Annotated in this window: 23 protein-coding genes and 3 pseudogenes; 23 read left to right on the top strand and 3 right to left on the bottom strand. The window is 40.3% G+C overall.

Going from position 1 to position 14,991, the window contains the following annotated elements; all coding sequences use genetic code 11:
• From G608_RS21670 to G608_RS0117035, 5 genes and pseudogenes are all read left to right on the top strand, one after another.
• Window positions 1-307, top strand: a pseudogene (locus G608_RS21670) (MFS transporter); the annotation flags it as partial.
• Window positions 308-469: 162 nt separating this feature from the next.
• Window positions 470-772 carry an ArsR/SmtB family transcription factor gene (locus tag G608_RS0117020; protein ID WP_026497013.1) on the top strand — a complete coding sequence of 101 codons (303 nt, stop codon included), beginning with the start codon at window positions 470-472 and terminating at the stop codon, window positions 770-772.
• Complete coding sequence (locus tag G608_RS0117025) at window positions 769-1,770, top strand: permease (RefSeq protein WP_035796085.1); 1,002 nt, start codon at window positions 769-771, stop codon at window positions 1,768-1,770. The genes G608_RS0117020 and G608_RS0117025 overlap by 4 nt, the downstream gene beginning before the upstream one ends.
• 14 nt (window positions 1,771-1,784) lie before the next feature.
• Window positions 1,785-2,012: a thioredoxin family protein gene (locus G608_RS0117030; RefSeq protein WP_026497015.1), complete on the top strand. Its 228-nt coding sequence runs from the start codon at window positions 1,785-1,787 to the stop codon at window positions 2,010-2,012.
• A 29-nt stretch (window positions 2,013-2,041) separates the two neighbouring features.
• A complete protein-coding gene (locus G608_RS0117035; protein WP_026497016.1) occupies window positions 2,042-2,503 on the top strand; it encodes a GNAT family N-acetyltransferase in 462 nt (153 codons plus the stop codon).
• Here G608_RS0117035 and G608_RS0117040 read toward each other — a convergent pair.
• The 3 genes from G608_RS0117040 to G608_RS0117050 all read right to left on the bottom strand — a co-directional run bounded on the left by G608_RS0117040 (window position 2,478) and on the right by G608_RS0117050 (window position 5,341).
• Window positions 2,478-3,536, bottom strand: a complete 1,059-nt coding sequence (locus tag G608_RS0117040; RefSeq protein WP_026497017.1) for a DUF6444 domain-containing protein — start codon at window positions 3,534-3,536, stop codon at window positions 2,478-2,480. The two genes, G608_RS0117035 and G608_RS0117040, sit on opposite strands and share 26 nt — an antisense overlap.
• Window positions 3,536-3,859 (bottom strand): hypothetical protein, encoded by a 324-nt coding sequence (locus tag G608_RS23705; RefSeq protein WP_026497018.1) that lies wholly within the window; start codon window positions 3,857-3,859, stop codon window positions 3,536-3,538. The genes G608_RS0117040 and G608_RS23705 overlap by 1 nt, the downstream gene beginning before the upstream one ends.
• 396 nt (window positions 3,860-4,255) lie before the next feature.
• Entirely contained in the window at window positions 4,256-5,341 is a 1,086-nt protein-coding gene (locus tag G608_RS0117050; RefSeq protein ID WP_051209477.1) for a serine/threonine protein kinase, read from the bottom strand.
• 62 nt (window positions 5,342-5,403) lie between these two features.
• On the opposite strand from G608_RS0117050, the gene G608_RS0117055 reads away from it, so the two are divergent.
• The 18 genes and pseudogenes from G608_RS0117055 to G608_RS0117145 form a co-directional block, all read left to right on the top strand.
• Window positions 5,404-5,865 (top strand): hypothetical protein, encoded by a 462-nt coding sequence (locus G608_RS0117055; RefSeq protein WP_026497020.1) that lies wholly within the window; start codon window positions 5,404-5,406, stop codon window positions 5,863-5,865.
• Between the two features lie 142 nt (window positions 5,866-6,007).
• Window positions 6,008-6,436, top strand: coding sequence for a hypothetical protein (locus G608_RS0117060; protein ID WP_026497021.1), 429 nt, complete (start codon window positions 6,008-6,010; stop codon window positions 6,434-6,436).
• Window positions 6,433-7,389, top strand: a complete 957-nt coding sequence (locus G608_RS21675) for a hypothetical protein (protein WP_051200798.1) — start codon at window positions 6,433-6,435, stop codon at window positions 7,387-7,389. The genes G608_RS0117060 and G608_RS21675 overlap by 4 nt, the downstream gene beginning before the upstream one ends.
• 21 nt (window positions 7,390-7,410) lie before the next feature.
• Entirely contained in the window at window positions 7,411-7,800 is a 390-nt protein-coding gene (locus G608_RS0117070; RefSeq protein ID WP_026497022.1) for a hypothetical protein, read from the top strand.
• A 166-nt stretch (window positions 7,801-7,966) separates the two neighbouring features.
• Window positions 7,967-8,131: a helix-turn-helix domain-containing protein gene (locus G608_RS23410; RefSeq protein WP_155833317.1), complete on the top strand. Its 165-nt coding sequence runs from the start codon at window positions 7,967-7,969 to the stop codon at window positions 8,129-8,131.
• Window positions 8,095-9,150, top strand: a complete 1,056-nt coding sequence (locus G608_RS23020) for a DUF429 domain-containing protein (RefSeq protein WP_081677486.1) — start codon at window positions 8,095-8,097, stop codon at window positions 9,148-9,150. The genes G608_RS23410 and G608_RS23020 overlap by 37 nt, the downstream gene beginning before the upstream one ends.
• Window positions 9,147-9,296 (top strand): hypothetical protein, encoded by a 150-nt coding sequence (locus G608_RS23415; RefSeq protein WP_155833318.1) that lies wholly within the window; start codon window positions 9,147-9,149, stop codon window positions 9,294-9,296. The genes G608_RS23020 and G608_RS23415 overlap by 4 nt, the downstream gene beginning before the upstream one ends.
• Window positions 9,297-9,508: 212 nt before the next feature.
• Complete coding sequence (locus G608_RS0117085; RefSeq protein ID WP_026497024.1) at window positions 9,509-9,991, top strand: hypothetical protein; 483 nt, start codon at window positions 9,509-9,511, stop codon at window positions 9,989-9,991.
• A gap of 9 nt (window positions 9,992-10,000) precedes the next feature.
• On the top strand, window positions 10,001-10,267 hold the full coding sequence (locus G608_RS0117090; RefSeq protein WP_026497025.1) for a hypothetical protein: 267 nt from the start codon (window positions 10,001-10,003) through the stop codon (window positions 10,265-10,267).
• A gap of 377 nt (window positions 10,268-10,644) precedes the next feature.
• Entirely contained in the window at window positions 10,645-11,376 is a 732-nt protein-coding gene (locus G608_RS0117100; RefSeq protein WP_051209479.1) for a 4Fe-4S binding protein, read from the top strand.
• A gap of 17 nt (window positions 11,377-11,393) precedes the next feature.
• The gene (locus tag G608_RS0117105) at window positions 11,394-11,933 is read left to right on the top strand and encodes a PadR family transcriptional regulator (protein ID WP_026497027.1); all 540 of its coding nucleotides are present in this window, start codon (window positions 11,394-11,396) and stop codon (window positions 11,931-11,933) included.
• A gap of 192 nt (window positions 11,934-12,125) precedes the next feature.
• Window positions 12,126-12,644 carry a KilA-N domain-containing protein gene (locus G608_RS23025; protein WP_242829424.1) on the top strand — a complete coding sequence of 173 codons (519 nt, stop codon included), beginning with the start codon at window positions 12,126-12,128 and terminating at the stop codon, window positions 12,642-12,644.
• 339 nt (window positions 12,645-12,983) lie between these two features.
• A complete protein-coding gene (locus G608_RS0117120) occupies window positions 12,984-13,634 on the top strand; it encodes a class I SAM-dependent methyltransferase (protein ID WP_026497030.1) in 651 nt (216 codons plus the stop codon).
• A 14-nt stretch (window positions 13,635-13,648) separates the two neighbouring features.
• Entirely contained in the window at window positions 13,649-13,861 is a 213-nt protein-coding gene (locus G608_RS23030; RefSeq protein WP_081677488.1) for a GNAT family N-acetyltransferase, read from the top strand.
• An 11-nt stretch (window positions 13,862-13,872) separates the two neighbouring features.
• Window positions 13,873-14,007: pseudogene (locus tag G608_RS0117130) on the top strand (TfoX/Sxy family protein); the annotation flags it as partial.
• Window positions 14,008-14,045: 38 nt separating this feature from the next.
• Window positions 14,046-14,180 carry a hypothetical protein gene (locus tag G608_RS24185; RefSeq protein WP_255345368.1) on the top strand — a complete coding sequence of 45 codons (135 nt, stop codon included), beginning with the start codon at window positions 14,046-14,048 and terminating at the stop codon, window positions 14,178-14,180.
• Window positions 14,181-14,317: 137 nt separating this feature from the next.
• Window positions 14,318-14,653 (top strand): DUF5131 family protein, encoded by a 336-nt coding sequence (locus G608_RS0117140; protein WP_026497032.1) that lies wholly within the window; start codon window positions 14,318-14,320, stop codon window positions 14,651-14,653.
• A gap of 46 nt (window positions 14,654-14,699) precedes the next feature.
• A pseudogene (locus tag G608_RS0117145) lies at window positions 14,700-14,991 on the top strand (MFS transporter); the annotation flags it as partial.

The raw sequence follows: 14,991 nt of genomic DNA on the forward strand, positions 1-14,991 counted from the left end.
TTTTGTTTTTATGACTGGAAATGCCTGGTTGATCGGAGCTGGGATAATTCTGTGGGGGATTGGAATGGGTGCGCAGGAAAGTATTATGAAAGCAGCTGTTAGCGGAATCGTCCCGCGTTCCATGCGAAGCACCGGTTTCGGAATATTTGAGACAGGATTTGGTATTGCGTGGTTTCTGGGCAGTTGGCTTCTCGGTGCCCTGTATGATTTGAATCCTGTGTATCTTGTCACTGTGTCTGTGGTATCACAGTTTCTGGCGATTGCATTTTATGCTTTATGCCTCCGGTGCAATAAGACAGAGTGCTAACAATTCCAGTTTGTTGGAATGAGCATTATACCGGAAGATAAATTGCCCCGTAGGAGACAGAGTTTTAAAAGCTCTGTCTCCTTTTTGAAATGATACATTGACGAATATCTATGTATATGCTATTATCAACACATAGATAAACATCTATATAAGGAGAAGATTATGGCCAAATTAGACGAAGTGCTGATATGTAAGGCTCTTGGAGATCCCAACAGAATGGAAATAGTTAAGATGCTTTCTGATCAGGAGAAGTGCGGATGCAAGCTTCTTGAAAAGTTCGATATTACACAGCCGACTCTTTCTCATCACATGAAGATACTGATAGATTCGGGACTGGTTAACGACAGAAAAGAAGGCAAGTGGCACTACTATTCAATAAACACGGACATCATGAAAGAATTCTGTGGATTTATTAAAACTCTCTGTAATGAAACCACCGGCAAATGCTGTAAGGGGGAAGCATGATGTGGGACTTTATTCAGACACAGATCCTGGGAATGAAGTGGCTGAACATTTTGATCGGGGAACTCCTGTCTGCATTAGGATTGGATATAGATAGCAGGATAGGTTCCGGCATACACTTTTTTATCTATGATGTTATAAAGATCACGATCCTTCTTTGTTTGCTGATCTTTGTGATCTCATATATCCAGAGTTTCTTTCCACCGGAGCGTAGCAGGAAGATAATGGGCAGATTTCGCGGAATCGGAGCAAATATCGTAGGAGCCTTGCTTGGAACCGTGACACCATTCTGCTCGTGCTCATCCATCCCGATATTTATGGGATTTACGAGTGCCGGATTACCGCTTGGAGTAACATTCTCTTTTTTGATCTCATCACCGATGGTGGATCTGGGGAGCCTCGTACTGCTTATGAGCATCTTTGGGGCAAGGATAGCTATCGTTTATGTTGTGATGGGACTTATGATCGCTGTTGCAGGTGGTACATTGATCGAGAGACTTCATATGGAAGATCAGGTCGCGGATTTTATCAGGAATGCAAACAGCAGCGTTGATATAGAAACTCCGAGCCTCACTGTTAAAGAGCGGTTGATCTATGCAAAGGACCAGGTAGTATCTACATTTAAAAAGGTGTTTCCATATATTCTGATAGGAGTCGGTATTGGTGCTGTGATACATAACTGGATTCCGGAAAGTTGGATCAGAACAGTGCTTGGGGGAAGAAATCCCTTTGGGGTTATACTTGCAACGATTCTGGGCATTCCGATGTATGCTGATATCTTTGGCGTGATCCCAATAGCAGAGGCACTCCTGTCCAAAGGGGCTTTGCTTGGTACGATCTTAAGTTTTATGATGGCAGTAACTACACTCAGTCTCCCATCTCTAATTATGCTTAAGAAAGCTATCAAGCCAAAATTGTTAGGAATATTTATAATTATCTGCACAGTGGGGATTATCATTGTGGGGTATGGTTTCAATGTATTTCAATATTTATTCATCTAAAGGAGGATACGATCATGAATATTAAGGTATTAGGTGGTGGATGTAAAAGCTGTGAAGCACTTCTTTCAGCTGCAAGGGAAGCTGTGACTAAAAAAGGGATTGACGCTGAGATAGAGTATATCACTGACATGGAAAAGATTATGGGCTTTGGAGTGATGAGTATGCCGGCGCTTATAATCGATGGAAAAGTAGTTTCAGCCGGAAAAGTTCTTAAAGCGAAGGACGTTGAAAAACTCTTATAGAAGATGTTAGGGATATGGAGTAGAATATTATGATTTTTGAAACGAAAGAGTGTACTAATCCTGATATTGTGAAAGAGCTTTTTGTTGAGTATTCGCATATCAAAGGGGCAGAAAGCTGTTTTGTTTCCTTTGATAAGGAATTGAATGATCTGCCTGGGTATTATTCAGGTGGAGCGATAATAGTAGGATATGAAGAAGATAAACCCATTGCCTGTGTTGCCATAAAGAAAATAAGCGACGAAACCTGTGAAGGAAAGCGTCTGTTTATCAGACCGGAATACAGAGGAAAAGGATATGCAAGGATAATGCTCAAAGCAATGACGGATAAGGCTTTTGAACTTGGGTTTAAGAAATTGATTTTCACAACGAAACCGGAAGTTATGAGAATTGGATATAGCCTATATAAACGTTTGGGATACGAGGAATTATCAGAGGAAAATGGTATTGTATCAATGAGGATAGATCTTAGCAAGGAATATCCGTATGGGTGATTACTACTGTATCATCCCAATGCAAAACTTTTTGCTTTATGCATTCGAGGGTTGCATCACTTATGAAAGGTTGAAGATTTTTAGAAGCTCGTTTCTGAAGTTTGCATATATAACCTTCGCTGATGTTGATGTTATTGCCAAGGAAACCATCAACTATCTTCTTTGTTCTGTTTACACTGATATATCCAAGATCAAGCAGGGCAATGATCATTGCCTGAATGGCACTTCCGTATTGTACTGGTTCTTTTAGGTGAAGAGGGATGGGTGAATGAACAATCCTGCCACAGTCATTGCACTGGTAAACATAGAAATAGTGACGTTTCTTGATGATGCGGACCTCATAATCTATAACATCCTTATTGCGTTTTGCAAGAAAGGTTAATGACTCGCTTCCGCATTTGGGACAGCTTTCCAGGGTATGATTTTCATGATCATTTATCTCGGAATCAGGAATTGGCTCAATCCCATGTTTTTTGTGACCTGGCTGGGCGCCACGATTTTTTCCACTTTTTACCCTGGAATTGGGGATTACTTTTTTCTTGCCTATCGGAGTCTGACTTGTTGGGAGAGAACTGTTGGTCCCATCAGTGTTCTGCTTGGCCTTCTCTTTTGCCAGCGCATCTTTGAGAGCTTCTATCTGAGCTTTAAGATCTTCGTTTTCAGAGTCATTTGATGTAGTATTTGTACCAAGAACAGCATTAAGCCGAGCAAGCGTTTCTTCATATTTTTCTTTGTATTCATCGCGTTCTTTGGTTACATCTTCCAGTTCGATAATGGAATCCATTGCTTTTGCATCAAAGTTTTCCGTTATAATGACCTGCCTATGGTATAGATCTTTATACCTTTCATATTTGTTCTTGAGAGTCTTGTTTTCCAGTGTCAGCCTGTTGATTGTTCTGATGTGCTCAGCCTTCTCAGCCGGGACGTAAGTTCCTGCATTAACCTTATCGAGTTGTTTTTTTAGGTTTTTGTTTTCGTTTTGGAGTTTTAGCATTTCTTTACGTCGAAGTTCGTAGGCTTCTTTAAGTGTCATCAGATATCCTTTTTAGTCTTTTTTGATTTTAATTCCTTTATTTCCTGCTTCAGCATTGTGTTTTCTTCAAGGAGTCGTTTTACTTCATCACGCAGTCCTTTCATAGTCTTGGGCATCTCATAATCATCCGGAGATGGAACATAATTGGGACTGCGCTTTTTGCAACGACCATCAGTAGGGATTATATTACCGGTCTCTTCGTCGAGCTTTCCTATAAGAGTACGTTTGGAACGGGATTGTTTCTTTTCTTTATCCCAGAATGACTTGCATTCGTAGACATAAGTTATTCCGGATCTTTTGTCTTTTTGATGAATGATTGACATGATAACACCTCCTATCGTCATGTCTATAGTATAACACATGACGATTGTGAAGGCAATGAAAAACCACTAAGAAACGTAGAAAATATCTAGCTTTATGGTGATCTTGACTGGGATATTTAATCGTTATGAGTATGATGGAATGAAATATTTAGAATGGTAAGATGTCGATAGACTGTGAATAGTAACATTAGAATGCCTGTTCGACAACCTAGGCGTAGTTATTGGACACCTTGTGCGCTAGGATATAGTCATCAGATGCAGATGAACTGCATAAGAAGATATTTGTTGGGTGAAATATAGATGGGGAGATGGCAGTAGCTGTCTTCCTTTTTGCTTAATAGTAAAAAAGTTGCCACCGCTACAGTGGCAACGGACGTAAACGCTTTGTGATATATTTCAACTACCGGGGTGGAAAATGATTATTTCCAGGAACATCAGTAGAAAAAACATGGCAATAGTGTAAATGGCTATTAGACCTGCAGCGCCGATAGCGCGTATGAATTTGTTGCTGTTCCTGCAGGGTGGGAATAACTTTTGGATTCCCAGATAGTTGTAGCCAATCAGAATGTCACCGAGCATGATCAGTAGGAGGAATATCCGTTCAAGCCATAGTGCCGGTCCAAACGTGTTTTTTACTTCTAATGACAAGCACAGCCAGAAGACCATTATATAGACCGGAATTGCCACTATCATCTTGCCGGGAGTCATAGTTCTGAATCCTGGTGGAAGGACTGATGTCAGAGATACTTGTTCAGCTTCTGATGATAGGTCATTGCCCAGAGCCTTCATGAGAGCAACCTTTAGCTCTTTTACAGAATGAAAACGTCTGGACGGATCCATCTGAGTACACTTGCTGATTATGGAATCAAACTTGTGGGTGTTAATTGCAAGAGATTCAGAGGCTTCTTTAAGGATAATGCCAAGTGAGTATATATCTGTTTGTGGTGAGGATTCACCAAAACCATATTGCTCAGGTGCAGCATACCCCTGAGTGCCAAGTAGTACTGTATCTGAACTGCGGTCTTGATCAGAAGATCTGTATTTTGCGGCGTTGAAGTCCAGAAGCATTACATTATCGTAATGTGTGATTATGATGTTTGATGGCTTGATATCTCTGTGTATCAGAGGTGGATTGTGAGAATGCAGCTTTTCCAGAATATCACAGAGGTTGATCATATAATGACCTATTTTCTCTGTGGATAGTTTTCCGGATTCGATGATTTCCTTAAGAGTTGTTCCGGGAGCAAATGCTTCTATCACTGTAAGTGTGCCATTATCTTCGAAATAATCTATTACCTGCGGGATTCCGACTATCGGGTTTTCCTTAAGGTATTTATATACATCGATTGAATATACATCCAGTATCTTTTTTACAAAGAATTTACCTGTGTCCTGATGCTGGACAAGGTAGATCTTATGAGGCTCATTGATGGTGGCCACCACTTTGTAATATGAAATTGAAAGGCGCTGTTCAAGATCCACTAATACATCCCCTTTCGAAAAAACTGTTGATGTTTATATTTTATCACTGTTTGGAGGTTCATATGCAGGAAAAAGAGACTAAAGAACTTGAGAAGGTTTTAGGAAAAACACATCTGTCAGACTATGACAGTTTTGTGGAGGATAACAGGGACAGTATGCTCTCAGCTTCAAATTCGTTCTCTACATATGTTAAAGGGTTAATGTCTCAAAAAGGGATATCGCAGCAGACAGTATTCCTTAATGCCGATGTACCGGAACGATATGGTTATAAACTACTTTCCGGTGAAAAACATACTAAGCAGAGAGATGTCATTTTAAGGCTTTGCTATGCTGCGGAATTTACTCTTTCTGAAACACAGAGGGCACTGAAGAAATATGGAATGTCTGAGCTCTATGCCAAGGATGAGAGAGATGCACTGATCATGATTGTTTTCAATGAAAGACCAGGAAGCATCATTGATGTGAATGGACTTCTTAAGGAGCATGGACACTTACCTTTAAGGACAAGTGGAGTACAGGAGTAATTATTGAAAATTGCCACCGTAACAGGGGCAACGGAAAGAAAAACTCCTTGTTATAATGATTTAAAGGTTACGTTATTTTGTTTAAAACGTAGCATCGATACGGATTATATGCCGTGTTTTTCAATAAGAAAGCAGGCATCATATGAAGAAAAAAACATTTTGTATTTTTAACATTATCTTTCCACTGCTTGTTGGGGCAGTGATCTATTGGTTCACATCTACAGATGTGATTTTCGTGGAGGCAGTCAGGTCAATTTTGGGAAGGCCCATACATACAGGGATAGGTAATATCGGTGGAGGTATTGCCAGGCTCGTCAGGTATTACATGTCAGATATCCTTTGGGCATACGCTTTAGTTTTTGCTTTGTATTTAGCAGTAGGTAGTAATGCAGCAAGAGTTAAAACAGCTTTTGTGATCGCAGTAGTGTTTTCTGCAGTCATGGAGGTTATTCAGCTCTCCCCAGTAATCCCGGGAACATTTGATGTAATTGATATATTGGTCGAGGCAACAGCTGAAGCAATTGCTGCGCTTATTATAAAAAAACAATATGAGGAGGCAAGCAATATATGAAAAACAAAATGAAATGGTTACCTGTATTACTTTGTCTTGTGCTTTTTGCAGGCATGGCGATTGGAAGTGGTTCATCTTCAAGCTCTGATGGTGATAAGCAGATATCCAGTGTCACAACGTCCTCTGATTCAGAAAGTAAAGAAACAGACGCGGGTGGTACAGAGGCAGGTGCTGCAGAGCAGGCTCAGGAAGAAAAAAAGGAAGAGGCATCAGCTGTAACAATTGAAGAGCAGGTGCTCTATGATGACAATGATATAAAGATTACAGCGACAGGTATTGAGGATTCGTGGGCAGGTACTAAGCTCACTCTTCTAATTGAAAACAATTCTGCTAAGGGAATTACAGTACAGGCACGTAATGCAAACGTAAATGGCTACATGGTTGAAACCATGATGTCTGCTGATGTGGCTGCTGGTAAGAAAGCCAATGATGGACTGACATTCCAGACGTCAGGACTTAAGGAATGTGGTATTGAGCAGATTGCGACCATGGAGTTCTTGTTCCACATCTTCGATTCAGAGAGCTGGGATGAGATAGTAGATACGGATGTGATAAAAATTGATACATCCGTCGCAGAAGGATACGTTCAGAATTACGATGACTCTGGTGAAGTCCTGGTAGATACAAATGGAGTGAAGATTGTAGGCAAGGGCCTTTCTGATAAGAATTCTTTCTTCGGTCCAGGAGTCATCCTTTATATAGAGAACAACTCTGATCAGGACATTACTGTTCAGGTAAGGGATGTATCGGTAAATGGATTCATGGTAGATTCTTCCATGTCTGAAGATGTAGTTGCTGGGAAGAAAGCAATAAGTGCGGTAACATTCTTCAGCTCAAGCCTTGAAGAGAATGGAATAACTGATATCACCGATGTTGAACTGTTCTTCCATATCTTTGACCTGAAATCTTGGGATACAGTTTTTGATTCGGATGTTATAACAATTAAGTTCTAAAGTAAAAGGAGAATAGGATTTATGAAAATTTGGAAGTTGGTGGCAGGCATTTTGACAATTGTATTCTTTATAATTGTGGCATTCCAGTCATGTGCAGCAGGCGTGGTAAATGCGCTTGAGGAGAATGGAGGTTCGTCTGGATCTGCCGGAATCATAGTTGCTATCCTGATGCTTGCCGGCGGAATTGTTTCTATCGCTACAAGAAAGAGTTCCGGAAAAGGTGGTAATATAGCACTTATTATTATCTTTGGACTTGCAGCTCTGATAGGGTTTGCCGGACATGGTAATTATAGCGATCTGGTAATATGGTCAGTCTGGTGTCTCATCAATGCAGTAGTTGCGGTGATCGCAATCATTACTGGAAAGAAGAATGCAAATCCGACTGATTTTGGAAATGGAGAAGCAAACTGAAAAAAGTGTGCTAATCAATAAGGAAGAGACCTCGCTATGAGGTCTTTTCCCATTTATGGGGGAGTAGTCTGGACACGACTTTATGTAGTTTGCAGATGATTATTTGCAAACAACTATTTTCATACAATAGTGGAGTAATCACTTTCATATGAAAGGAGATCATTCCATGACAGCACGAGATGTCCAGCACAGGATCAGTGAATTATTGGATGAACGAGGTTGGAGTCCAACACATCTTGCAAAGGTTGTTGGTGTGCCAACATCTACCATTACAGATATATTTAAAAGAGATTCATGGTCATTGGGCTGCGTGATTCTGCGAAGCAACTAAGGCCTGATGATATTGCAAGAAAAGAGTTAAAGCCCAGAGGGGCTACACTCTTTCCGGTACCTTCCAGAGAAGCAGTATATGAAGAAACTTACGAGGAGCAGAAGAAGGCAAATATCAAAACGCTTGGAAAGAGTTTGCCGAAACAAGCTTCAGCTATCATACCAAAGATTCGAGAAGTCGATGAGTTTATGTCAGCGCATCCGGAGTATAAGAACCGAATAGATGAGAGTCATCCGGAACTTGATTTTGCAAGACTGAATGGCTCTGTTTTACTTACTCGTAAAAAGGAGGCTGATGGTATTGAAGAAAGACTAAAGGTAATAAAGAGGTACATTCCGGGGATTGATATACCGAATCTTTATATAAAGGCAAAAGACTTAAGATGTAATGTTGATGATATAGCAGATGCCATCTGCCTTGCAGTGACAGCGAAGTTGAAATCAGATGGCCTTTGTGAAACAATCCCGGAAAATCCTCAGATGGATAGTAATGGGCTGTATATGAAACTCACGGTGCCTAAGAGAGCTGTAAGCAATGAAATGGCAGAGATAAGCAGGCTGAAAAGTATAGTAGAGACGCTTCGAAGTGAAAACGGCTGCTCCTGGGATAAGGTGCAGACACATTCCAGCTTGAAAGCGGCGTGCATAGAGGAAGCTGCAGAAGTAGTTGGAGGAATCAACATTCTCGAAAAGACCGGGGATGCGGCAAACCTAAGGGAAGAACTTGGGGATCTGCTGTTGCAGGTAATGTTTCACTCCGTGATAGCTGAAGAAGAGGGCTTGTTTACTTTTGAAGATGTTGCAAAGACCATTTCGGATAAAATGGTCAGGAGACATCCACATGTTTTTGAAGGTGTGAAATATGCTTCCGAAGAAGAACTTCATGAAGCCTGGGCTGCTATAAAGAAGGAAGAGAAAAAAGGCAGAGAGTGGGAAGCAGATTATCTTGAAGGTGCTTTAAACGAGGCATCTGAGCTCATTGAAAAAGCTAAGGAACGTAAAGGATTTAAGAGCAAATGAGTAAACATAAGATGGTTGATGGCAAGCTCCTTCAGATGAATAAACGCTATAAGGATCTGAAAAACCGCCAGAAGGATAAGATTGCAGGTTGGATGTATGAGGCTTGCGTGACCGAGATGGCTTATGGTGCTGCACTGCAATTATAAAAGACGGTGACCTTTATGGGCTCATCGCCTTTCCTAATCCTAGGCTTTGACGCGACATGTCATCCGATTGTTGAAAATTAAGACTCATTTAATAAAAAATGTCGTATAATCTTGATGTAGTGAAGTTATGAGAAATCACTAGAGTTATAGAACGCAGAGTTTGTTTTCAAGAACGATAGTTTTGATATGGTATAATGAGGAGTAGGTAAAAGGTGGAAAATGATTATTTGATGTTGTCAGGGGCAATCAATTCCGCAAAGTCAACCCAGGTTGCTCTTAATTCGCTGAGGCTGGGGGAAGCAGGATTAAATTCCCATAGACAGAATTTGCTAAATAGAGCACCGGTTACAGATAGTTTTGCATCTTTTCCGAGAGACAGCATAGAGATTGAGGATTTGGCATATCTGTCGGCTCATGAAGATCATGAATTTGCTCTGCTCCGTGGAAAGAGGAATGATATTTTAATCCATGGAGAGCATTCAAAGGTAAATTTTGATGAAGATCTGGAAGCACTATTACTTCAGGGGAAATATGAACTTATAGCTCATTCGCATCCGGATATAGAGCTTACTGCTTCAAGAGAAGATCGTGAATTTCTAAGACGGATAGGACAGAAATCAAGCGTGATAATCTCATGGTATACTGGCAATATGATGAAGTTTTATGCTGACCCGTTTGAGGAGTTGTTTAATTAGGAGGCAGCTATGGATAGAGAAAAAATTGGATTTAAGGCATGTCTGAAAGCAATAGGAGAAGATTTTGCAGCCGCATATAAAGACAATATGGTTTTTAGTTGCGGAGAAACGGAGCAAGGTTTGTTCTGCTTTTTGGGTATTTCAACACATGATTATGAAGGAGAAGGATTGTGTTTGAAATCAAATGTGGATGATTGGGACTATTATGCGTCCTGCTACGTTCTTGAGAATAATGAAGTTAAAATGGATAAATGTAAGCTTCCGACGTTGGTTTGATTTTTTCATTCTATGAAATGATGTTTGTACGTATTCAAAGGTAGTTGTGGTAAAAGACCATAGCTACCTTTTCTAATAGTTTTAACAATAGGTGTTATCCTAGATTTGATACTCTCGTTGCAACAACCACATTAGATGGGGGCGAGACCCTTGTCCCTCCGCCAAAAGGAAAAAACATTTGAAGATAAAATGAAGCAGGCTTTGGAATTTGCGGCTGCAAAAAACGAGGAGTAAGAAAGAAACAGATTCTAATGAATGAAATTAGGGTCTGTTTTTTCTTTTGTTGACATAAGATAGTAATGACTATAATATATCAAATAGATATATCGTATTGATATATATAGTTTCAAATCAGACTAAAAAAGGAGATTACATCTATGCGACAGAGAATAAGAAAAACAACTTTGCTTATATCATTACTTCTTTTCCCGATCATTATGTGGTACTTCTCGCCCTACATCATCATCAATGCTGCCATGGAGCATATCATAAACGGCAGTTTTATCGTGTTTGCAGCGATGCTTGTTTTTTCAATGTTTTTTGGAAGAGTCTGGTGTGGATACCTGTGTCCTGCGGGAGGACTCCAGGAATGCGCACTTCGGATAAATGATACTCCCTCCAAGCAGGGAAAACGTGATAAAATCAAATATGTGATATGGATCATCTGGATATGCGCAGTGATCGTTACATTTGTGCTGGGCAAGAATGATGTGACCATAGATCCTTTCTACATGACAGACCATGGCATATCTATTGCCAGTATCTACAACTACGTAATCTATTATGGAGTCATATTCTTATTGCTGATTCCTGCGCTTATTCATGGAAGAAGAGCAGCTTGCCACTATATATGCTGGATGGCGCCCTTTATGGTGATCGGCAGCAGTATCGGAAGATTCCTTCATCTTCCTCAGCTCCATATTGAAGTTGACAAGGATAAATGTATATCCTGCGGAAAATGCAGCAGAGCATGTCCCATGGGGCTTGATGTCAAGCAGCTTGTGACAGAGGGGAAGAATTCGAAGTGCACTGAGTGTATCCAGTGCGGCGCATGCGTTGATGAATGTCCCAAATCAGTTCTTAAATACAAATTTACCTGGAAGAATTAAAGTCAGGAGAGTAAATTATGGCTAAAGACAGGAAGATAGATGTTGTGATTTTAGGTCTTTTATTCCACGAAGATCTTACCGGATATGATATTAAAAAGAGATTGGACGGAGCTATAGGCTTTTTCTGGAAGGGTAGCTTTGGGAATATTTATCCAGCACTTGCCTCAATGGAAAAAGAGGGACTTGTTACAAGGAAGGATTCTAAAGCTGGAGGCCGTGAGAAGATTTTTTACCACATCACGAAGCAGGGTACAAAAGCACTTCAGGCCTGGCTTCAGGAAGAGCAGTTTTCCAACGAACTTAGATATGAGACTCTGTTAAAACTGCATTTTGGCGGAGCTGTGGACAGAAGCGTCACGATCAGGAACATAGAGATCTTCGAGGAAGATGTTAAGCGAAATCTGGCGGTTCTTAACATGTACAAAGAGAATCTGGAAAAGGTGCTGGATGAAGCAGACCACATTCATTACTATCTGACGGTACTGTTTGGAATAGAGACTTATGAGGCATACCTTAGATGGTGCAAAAAAGCCATGAAGATTATGAAGGAGAACTGATATGGGTACAGCTGTTGTTTATGCTTTTCTGTATTCAGCTCAAATCTGAGGGTGTAGGAGTCGCCATCCTTTTCTCCGGAAATACATTTGAAATCTTTTCCATCATACATGGAATCCCAATGGTAGTAATAATACGAATCGTGATCTGCCACATAAGCCCAATAGGAGCCGGGCAGATCTTTGGGAGCGCTAGTGCCAAGACATCAAGTTCTGAGTCAGACAACCGATATTGCAAAAACAAAGAACTCATTAGAATCAAGAGTTGTAATATCGAATTGGTTAAGTTCATATTCAACAATCGATTTTCTTGCTCTTTGGGAAAGTTTGTATAATCCAAATCTTAACCGTATGGAATTCCATACGGTTAGAAATGAAAGCGGAAGGCTAGTGATGACACCTACGCGTTGGATTGAAAAAATGAATGCAATTGGAATTACATCCAAAGCAGGGAAATATGGTGGAACATATGCCCATGTAGATATAGCTTTTGAATTTGCCTCATATATTGGAAAAGTTATGAAGTACTTATTGATGTTACTTTTTTTGACTGGATTCGTATTAATATTTGCCGCTTTTAGGTATGATGGAATACTTGAAAACAATATGGTAAAGGGCATGATTCTTATAGCAGTATCTGCGGTACCTTTTAAGGCGTTTGTGGATATGTTTAATACAGACGATACAGAAGATAGCGAGAGTAGCGAGAATTGAGCTATGTCTAGTGTTACCATAGGAGAGTTAGAAAAGGTATGTGCGTTTCACTTATTGAAAAGATAAGTGATTTATGAAGTTACAAATTGATGTGATTGAGCCATTTGACAGAATAATTGCTGTCTGATGGCTCTTTTTTCTGATATATTAGAACTATGCTTTGTTGGAGGGGTGTAGAAATGCTTTTTTAACGACGTTTGGATTCCAGGCACCTGAATTTTATAAGAAGCTTGGATACTCTTTGGAATTTGTCAGAGATGACAAGGATCCTAAACTGAGCAAGTATTTCTATTCAAAGGCAATCTGAGTAATGGAGCATTATGAAAGAGGCATAAGAACATGCTTGAAAGAATGGATGATTTCTTTACTGCCCGTATAAATGGGTATGATGAGCACATGAAGAGCAATATTGAAGGCGCGTCTTTGTTTTATAAGTTTACAGCAGCTCTTTTGCCGGTCGGTGAAAACGCAAAAGTGCTTGATCTGGGTTGCGGAACAGGACTTGAATTAGAGGAATTCTTTTTGGTAAATCCAAATGCAAAAGTTACCGGAATTGATCTCACAGAAGCCATGCTTGATTCACTAAAAGCTAAGTTTCCGGATAAGGATATTACAACAATCTGCGGGTCATACTTTGATGTGCCCTTTGGAGATGGAATATTTGATGCTGCAGTTTCTGTGGAATCGTTACATCACTTTTCAAAAGAGGAAAAGATTCCTTTATATGCGAAGCTTTGGCACGCACTTAAGCCCGATGGATATTTAATCCTGACTGATTATTTTGCAGAGACAGATGAACAGGAAACGTTTTTCAGGCAGGAGCAGATTAGACTAAGAAAAGAGCAGAACTTGCCGGATGAAGTGTTTTATCATTATGACACTCCGCTGACTGTGGAGCATGAAAAAGAAGCTTTAATAGCTGCTGGATTTACAAAAGTAGAAGTGCTTAATCATTGGGAAGCAACATATACACTGAAAGCAGGAAGGTGATAAGGTAAAGAGCCATGAGTCTACAATTTGTAAGTCCAGAGCATTTTCGTAAAGGCTATGGAATCTACATGATGCAGGAAATTGAGACGATGTTTTCAGATGCAAAGGAATTCACGTTGGATACGCCCATTTGGAATGTCAGAACAAATGCATTTTATTCTAAGCTTGGGTATACAGAAGCAAGACGTGATAACGAGTTTATTTATTATTTTAAGAAACATGAGTGAAAGAGGTAAGTATGGCATCAACTAAAGAGTATCTGGATTTTATCTTAGAACAGCTTTCGGGGCTTGATGAAATAACATATAAGGCAATGATGGGCGAGTACATCATCTATTATCGTGGCAAGATCGTTGGTGGTATCTATGATGAGCTTCCTGAGCCCAAGAAAAAGAAGTGAGGCAGAAATTCATGTGGAAGATAAAGCAATTTTTTGATGGGGACTTTGGCTGCGAGGAGCTCGCGCCAGGAGAAAAGCCAAAGGTCTCAGTAACACTTGAAAACGAAGAGGGCCAGACAAAGTCTGTATCTGTAGAGGATGCATGACTTATAGATAGAGGGCTTAATATAGGCGATGTTTGGCCTGCGGAGTGAAAGAAGGAATAGTTACGATGAAAATCTTTGCATTTGGGCTGTGACTTTGGGATAGTGGGGAGTGATTCATATCTAACTGGATGGTTTTCATGATGGAGCAATTATCGTTTTTTGAGGAAAAACACAATGATCCACGGCCTCCGCTGGCACTTAACTGGAATCTGTGGCATGGATATATCGAAAAATACAGGACTTCCGATGGGCGACCGCTCATCGAGGAGGTTTCCGTAGGTGGAGAGTCAGGAGCAAATGCAAGGGTCTGCGATTATAAATGGGTAGAGAAGGTATGGTTACAGTGTAAAGAGAACGGAATCTCATTTTATTATCACCAGACAGGAGCAAAACTTATTAAGGATGGGAAGCTTTATAACATCCCAAGAAAGCTACAGCATATCCAGGCGCATAAAGCTGGATTGGATTTATAACTTTCTAGATAATGAAATAAGCAAATCGGGATTAGTGGAGTAGAACATGGATAAAAAAAGGGCTTTGTCTGGCGCCATAACATTTATAACCCTGATGGGAATCGTAAGTCTGTTTTCGGACATGACTCATGAAGGCGCCAGAAGCATATTGGGCGAATATCTGAACCTCGCAGGGGCATCCGCTGCAACCATCGGATTTGTGTCCGGTATAGGAGAATTGTGCGGGTATTCACTAAGGCTCATATCCGGATTTATAGCAGATAAAACGAAGAAATACTGGACATTTGTTATCACAGGCTATGTAATACAGGTTCTGGCGATTCCTGCACTGGCACTCG

Origin of the sequence: Butyrivibrio sp. WCD3002, from assembly GCF_000424265.1 — a bacterium.
Taxonomy (GTDB): domain Bacteria; phylum Bacillota; class Clostridia; order Lachnospirales; family Lachnospiraceae; genus Butyrivibrio.

Excerpts from the sequence above, each read along its gene's own strand:
- G608_RS0117020 (WP_026497013.1), top strand. The coding sequence starts at position 470 with ATGGCCAAATTAGACGAAGTGCTGATATGTAAGGCTCTTGGAGATCCC.
- G608_RS0117025 (WP_035796085.1), top strand. The coding sequence starts at position 769 with ATGATGTGGGACTTTATTCAGACACAGATCCTGGGAATGAAGTGGCTG.
- G608_RS0117030 (WP_026497015.1), top strand. The coding sequence starts at position 1,785 with ATGAATATTAAGGTATTAGGTGGTGGATGTAAAAGCTGTGAAGCACTT.
- G608_RS0117035 (WP_026497016.1), top strand. The coding sequence starts at position 2,042 with ATGATTTTTGAAACGAAAGAGTGTACTAATCCTGATATTGTGAAAGAG.
- G608_RS0117040 (WP_026497017.1), bottom strand. The coding sequence starts at position 3,536 with ATGACACTTAAAGAAGCCTACGAACTTCGACGTAAAGAAATGCTAAAA.
- G608_RS23705 (WP_026497018.1), bottom strand. The coding sequence starts at position 3,859 with ATGTCAATCATTCATCAAAAAGACAAAAGATCCGGAATAACTTATGTC.
- G608_RS0117055 (WP_026497020.1), top strand. The coding sequence starts at position 5,404 with ATGCAGGAAAAAGAGACTAAAGAACTTGAGAAGGTTTTAGGAAAAACA.
- G608_RS0117060 (WP_026497021.1), top strand. The coding sequence starts at position 6,008 with ATGAAGAAAAAAACATTTTGTATTTTTAACATTATCTTTCCACTGCTT.
- G608_RS21675 (WP_051200798.1), top strand. The coding sequence starts at position 6,433 with ATGAAAAACAAAATGAAATGGTTACCTGTATTACTTTGTCTTGTGCTT.
- G608_RS0117070 (WP_026497022.1), top strand. The coding sequence starts at position 7,411 with ATGAAAATTTGGAAGTTGGTGGCAGGCATTTTGACAATTGTATTCTTT.
- G608_RS23410 (WP_155833317.1), top strand. The coding sequence starts at position 7,967 with ATGACAGCACGAGATGTCCAGCACAGGATCAGTGAATTATTGGATGAA.
- G608_RS23020 (WP_081677486.1), top strand. The coding sequence starts at position 8,095 with ATGGTCATTGGGCTGCGTGATTCTGCGAAGCAACTAAGGCCTGATGAT.
- G608_RS23415 (WP_155833318.1), top strand. The coding sequence starts at position 9,147 with ATGAGTAAACATAAGATGGTTGATGGCAAGCTCCTTCAGATGAATAAA.
- G608_RS0117090 (WP_026497025.1), top strand. The coding sequence starts at position 10,001 with ATGGATAGAGAAAAAATTGGATTTAAGGCATGTCTGAAAGCAATAGGA.
- G608_RS0117100 (WP_051209479.1), top strand. The coding sequence starts at position 10,645 with ATGCGACAGAGAATAAGAAAAACAACTTTGCTTATATCATTACTTCTT.
- G608_RS0117105 (WP_026497027.1), top strand. The coding sequence starts at position 11,394 with ATGGCTAAAGACAGGAAGATAGATGTTGTGATTTTAGGTCTTTTATTC.
- G608_RS0117120 (WP_026497030.1), top strand. The coding sequence starts at position 12,984 with ATGCTTGAAAGAATGGATGATTTCTTTACTGCCCGTATAAATGGGTAT.
- G608_RS23030 (WP_081677488.1), top strand. The coding sequence starts at position 13,649 with ATGAGTCTACAATTTGTAAGTCCAGAGCATTTTCGTAAAGGCTATGGA.
- G608_RS24185 (WP_255345368.1), top strand. The coding sequence starts at position 14,046 with ATGTGGAAGATAAAGCAATTTTTTGATGGGGACTTTGGCTGCGAGGAG.
- G608_RS0117140 (WP_026497032.1), top strand. The coding sequence starts at position 14,318 with ATGATGGAGCAATTATCGTTTTTTGAGGAAAAACACAATGATCCACGG.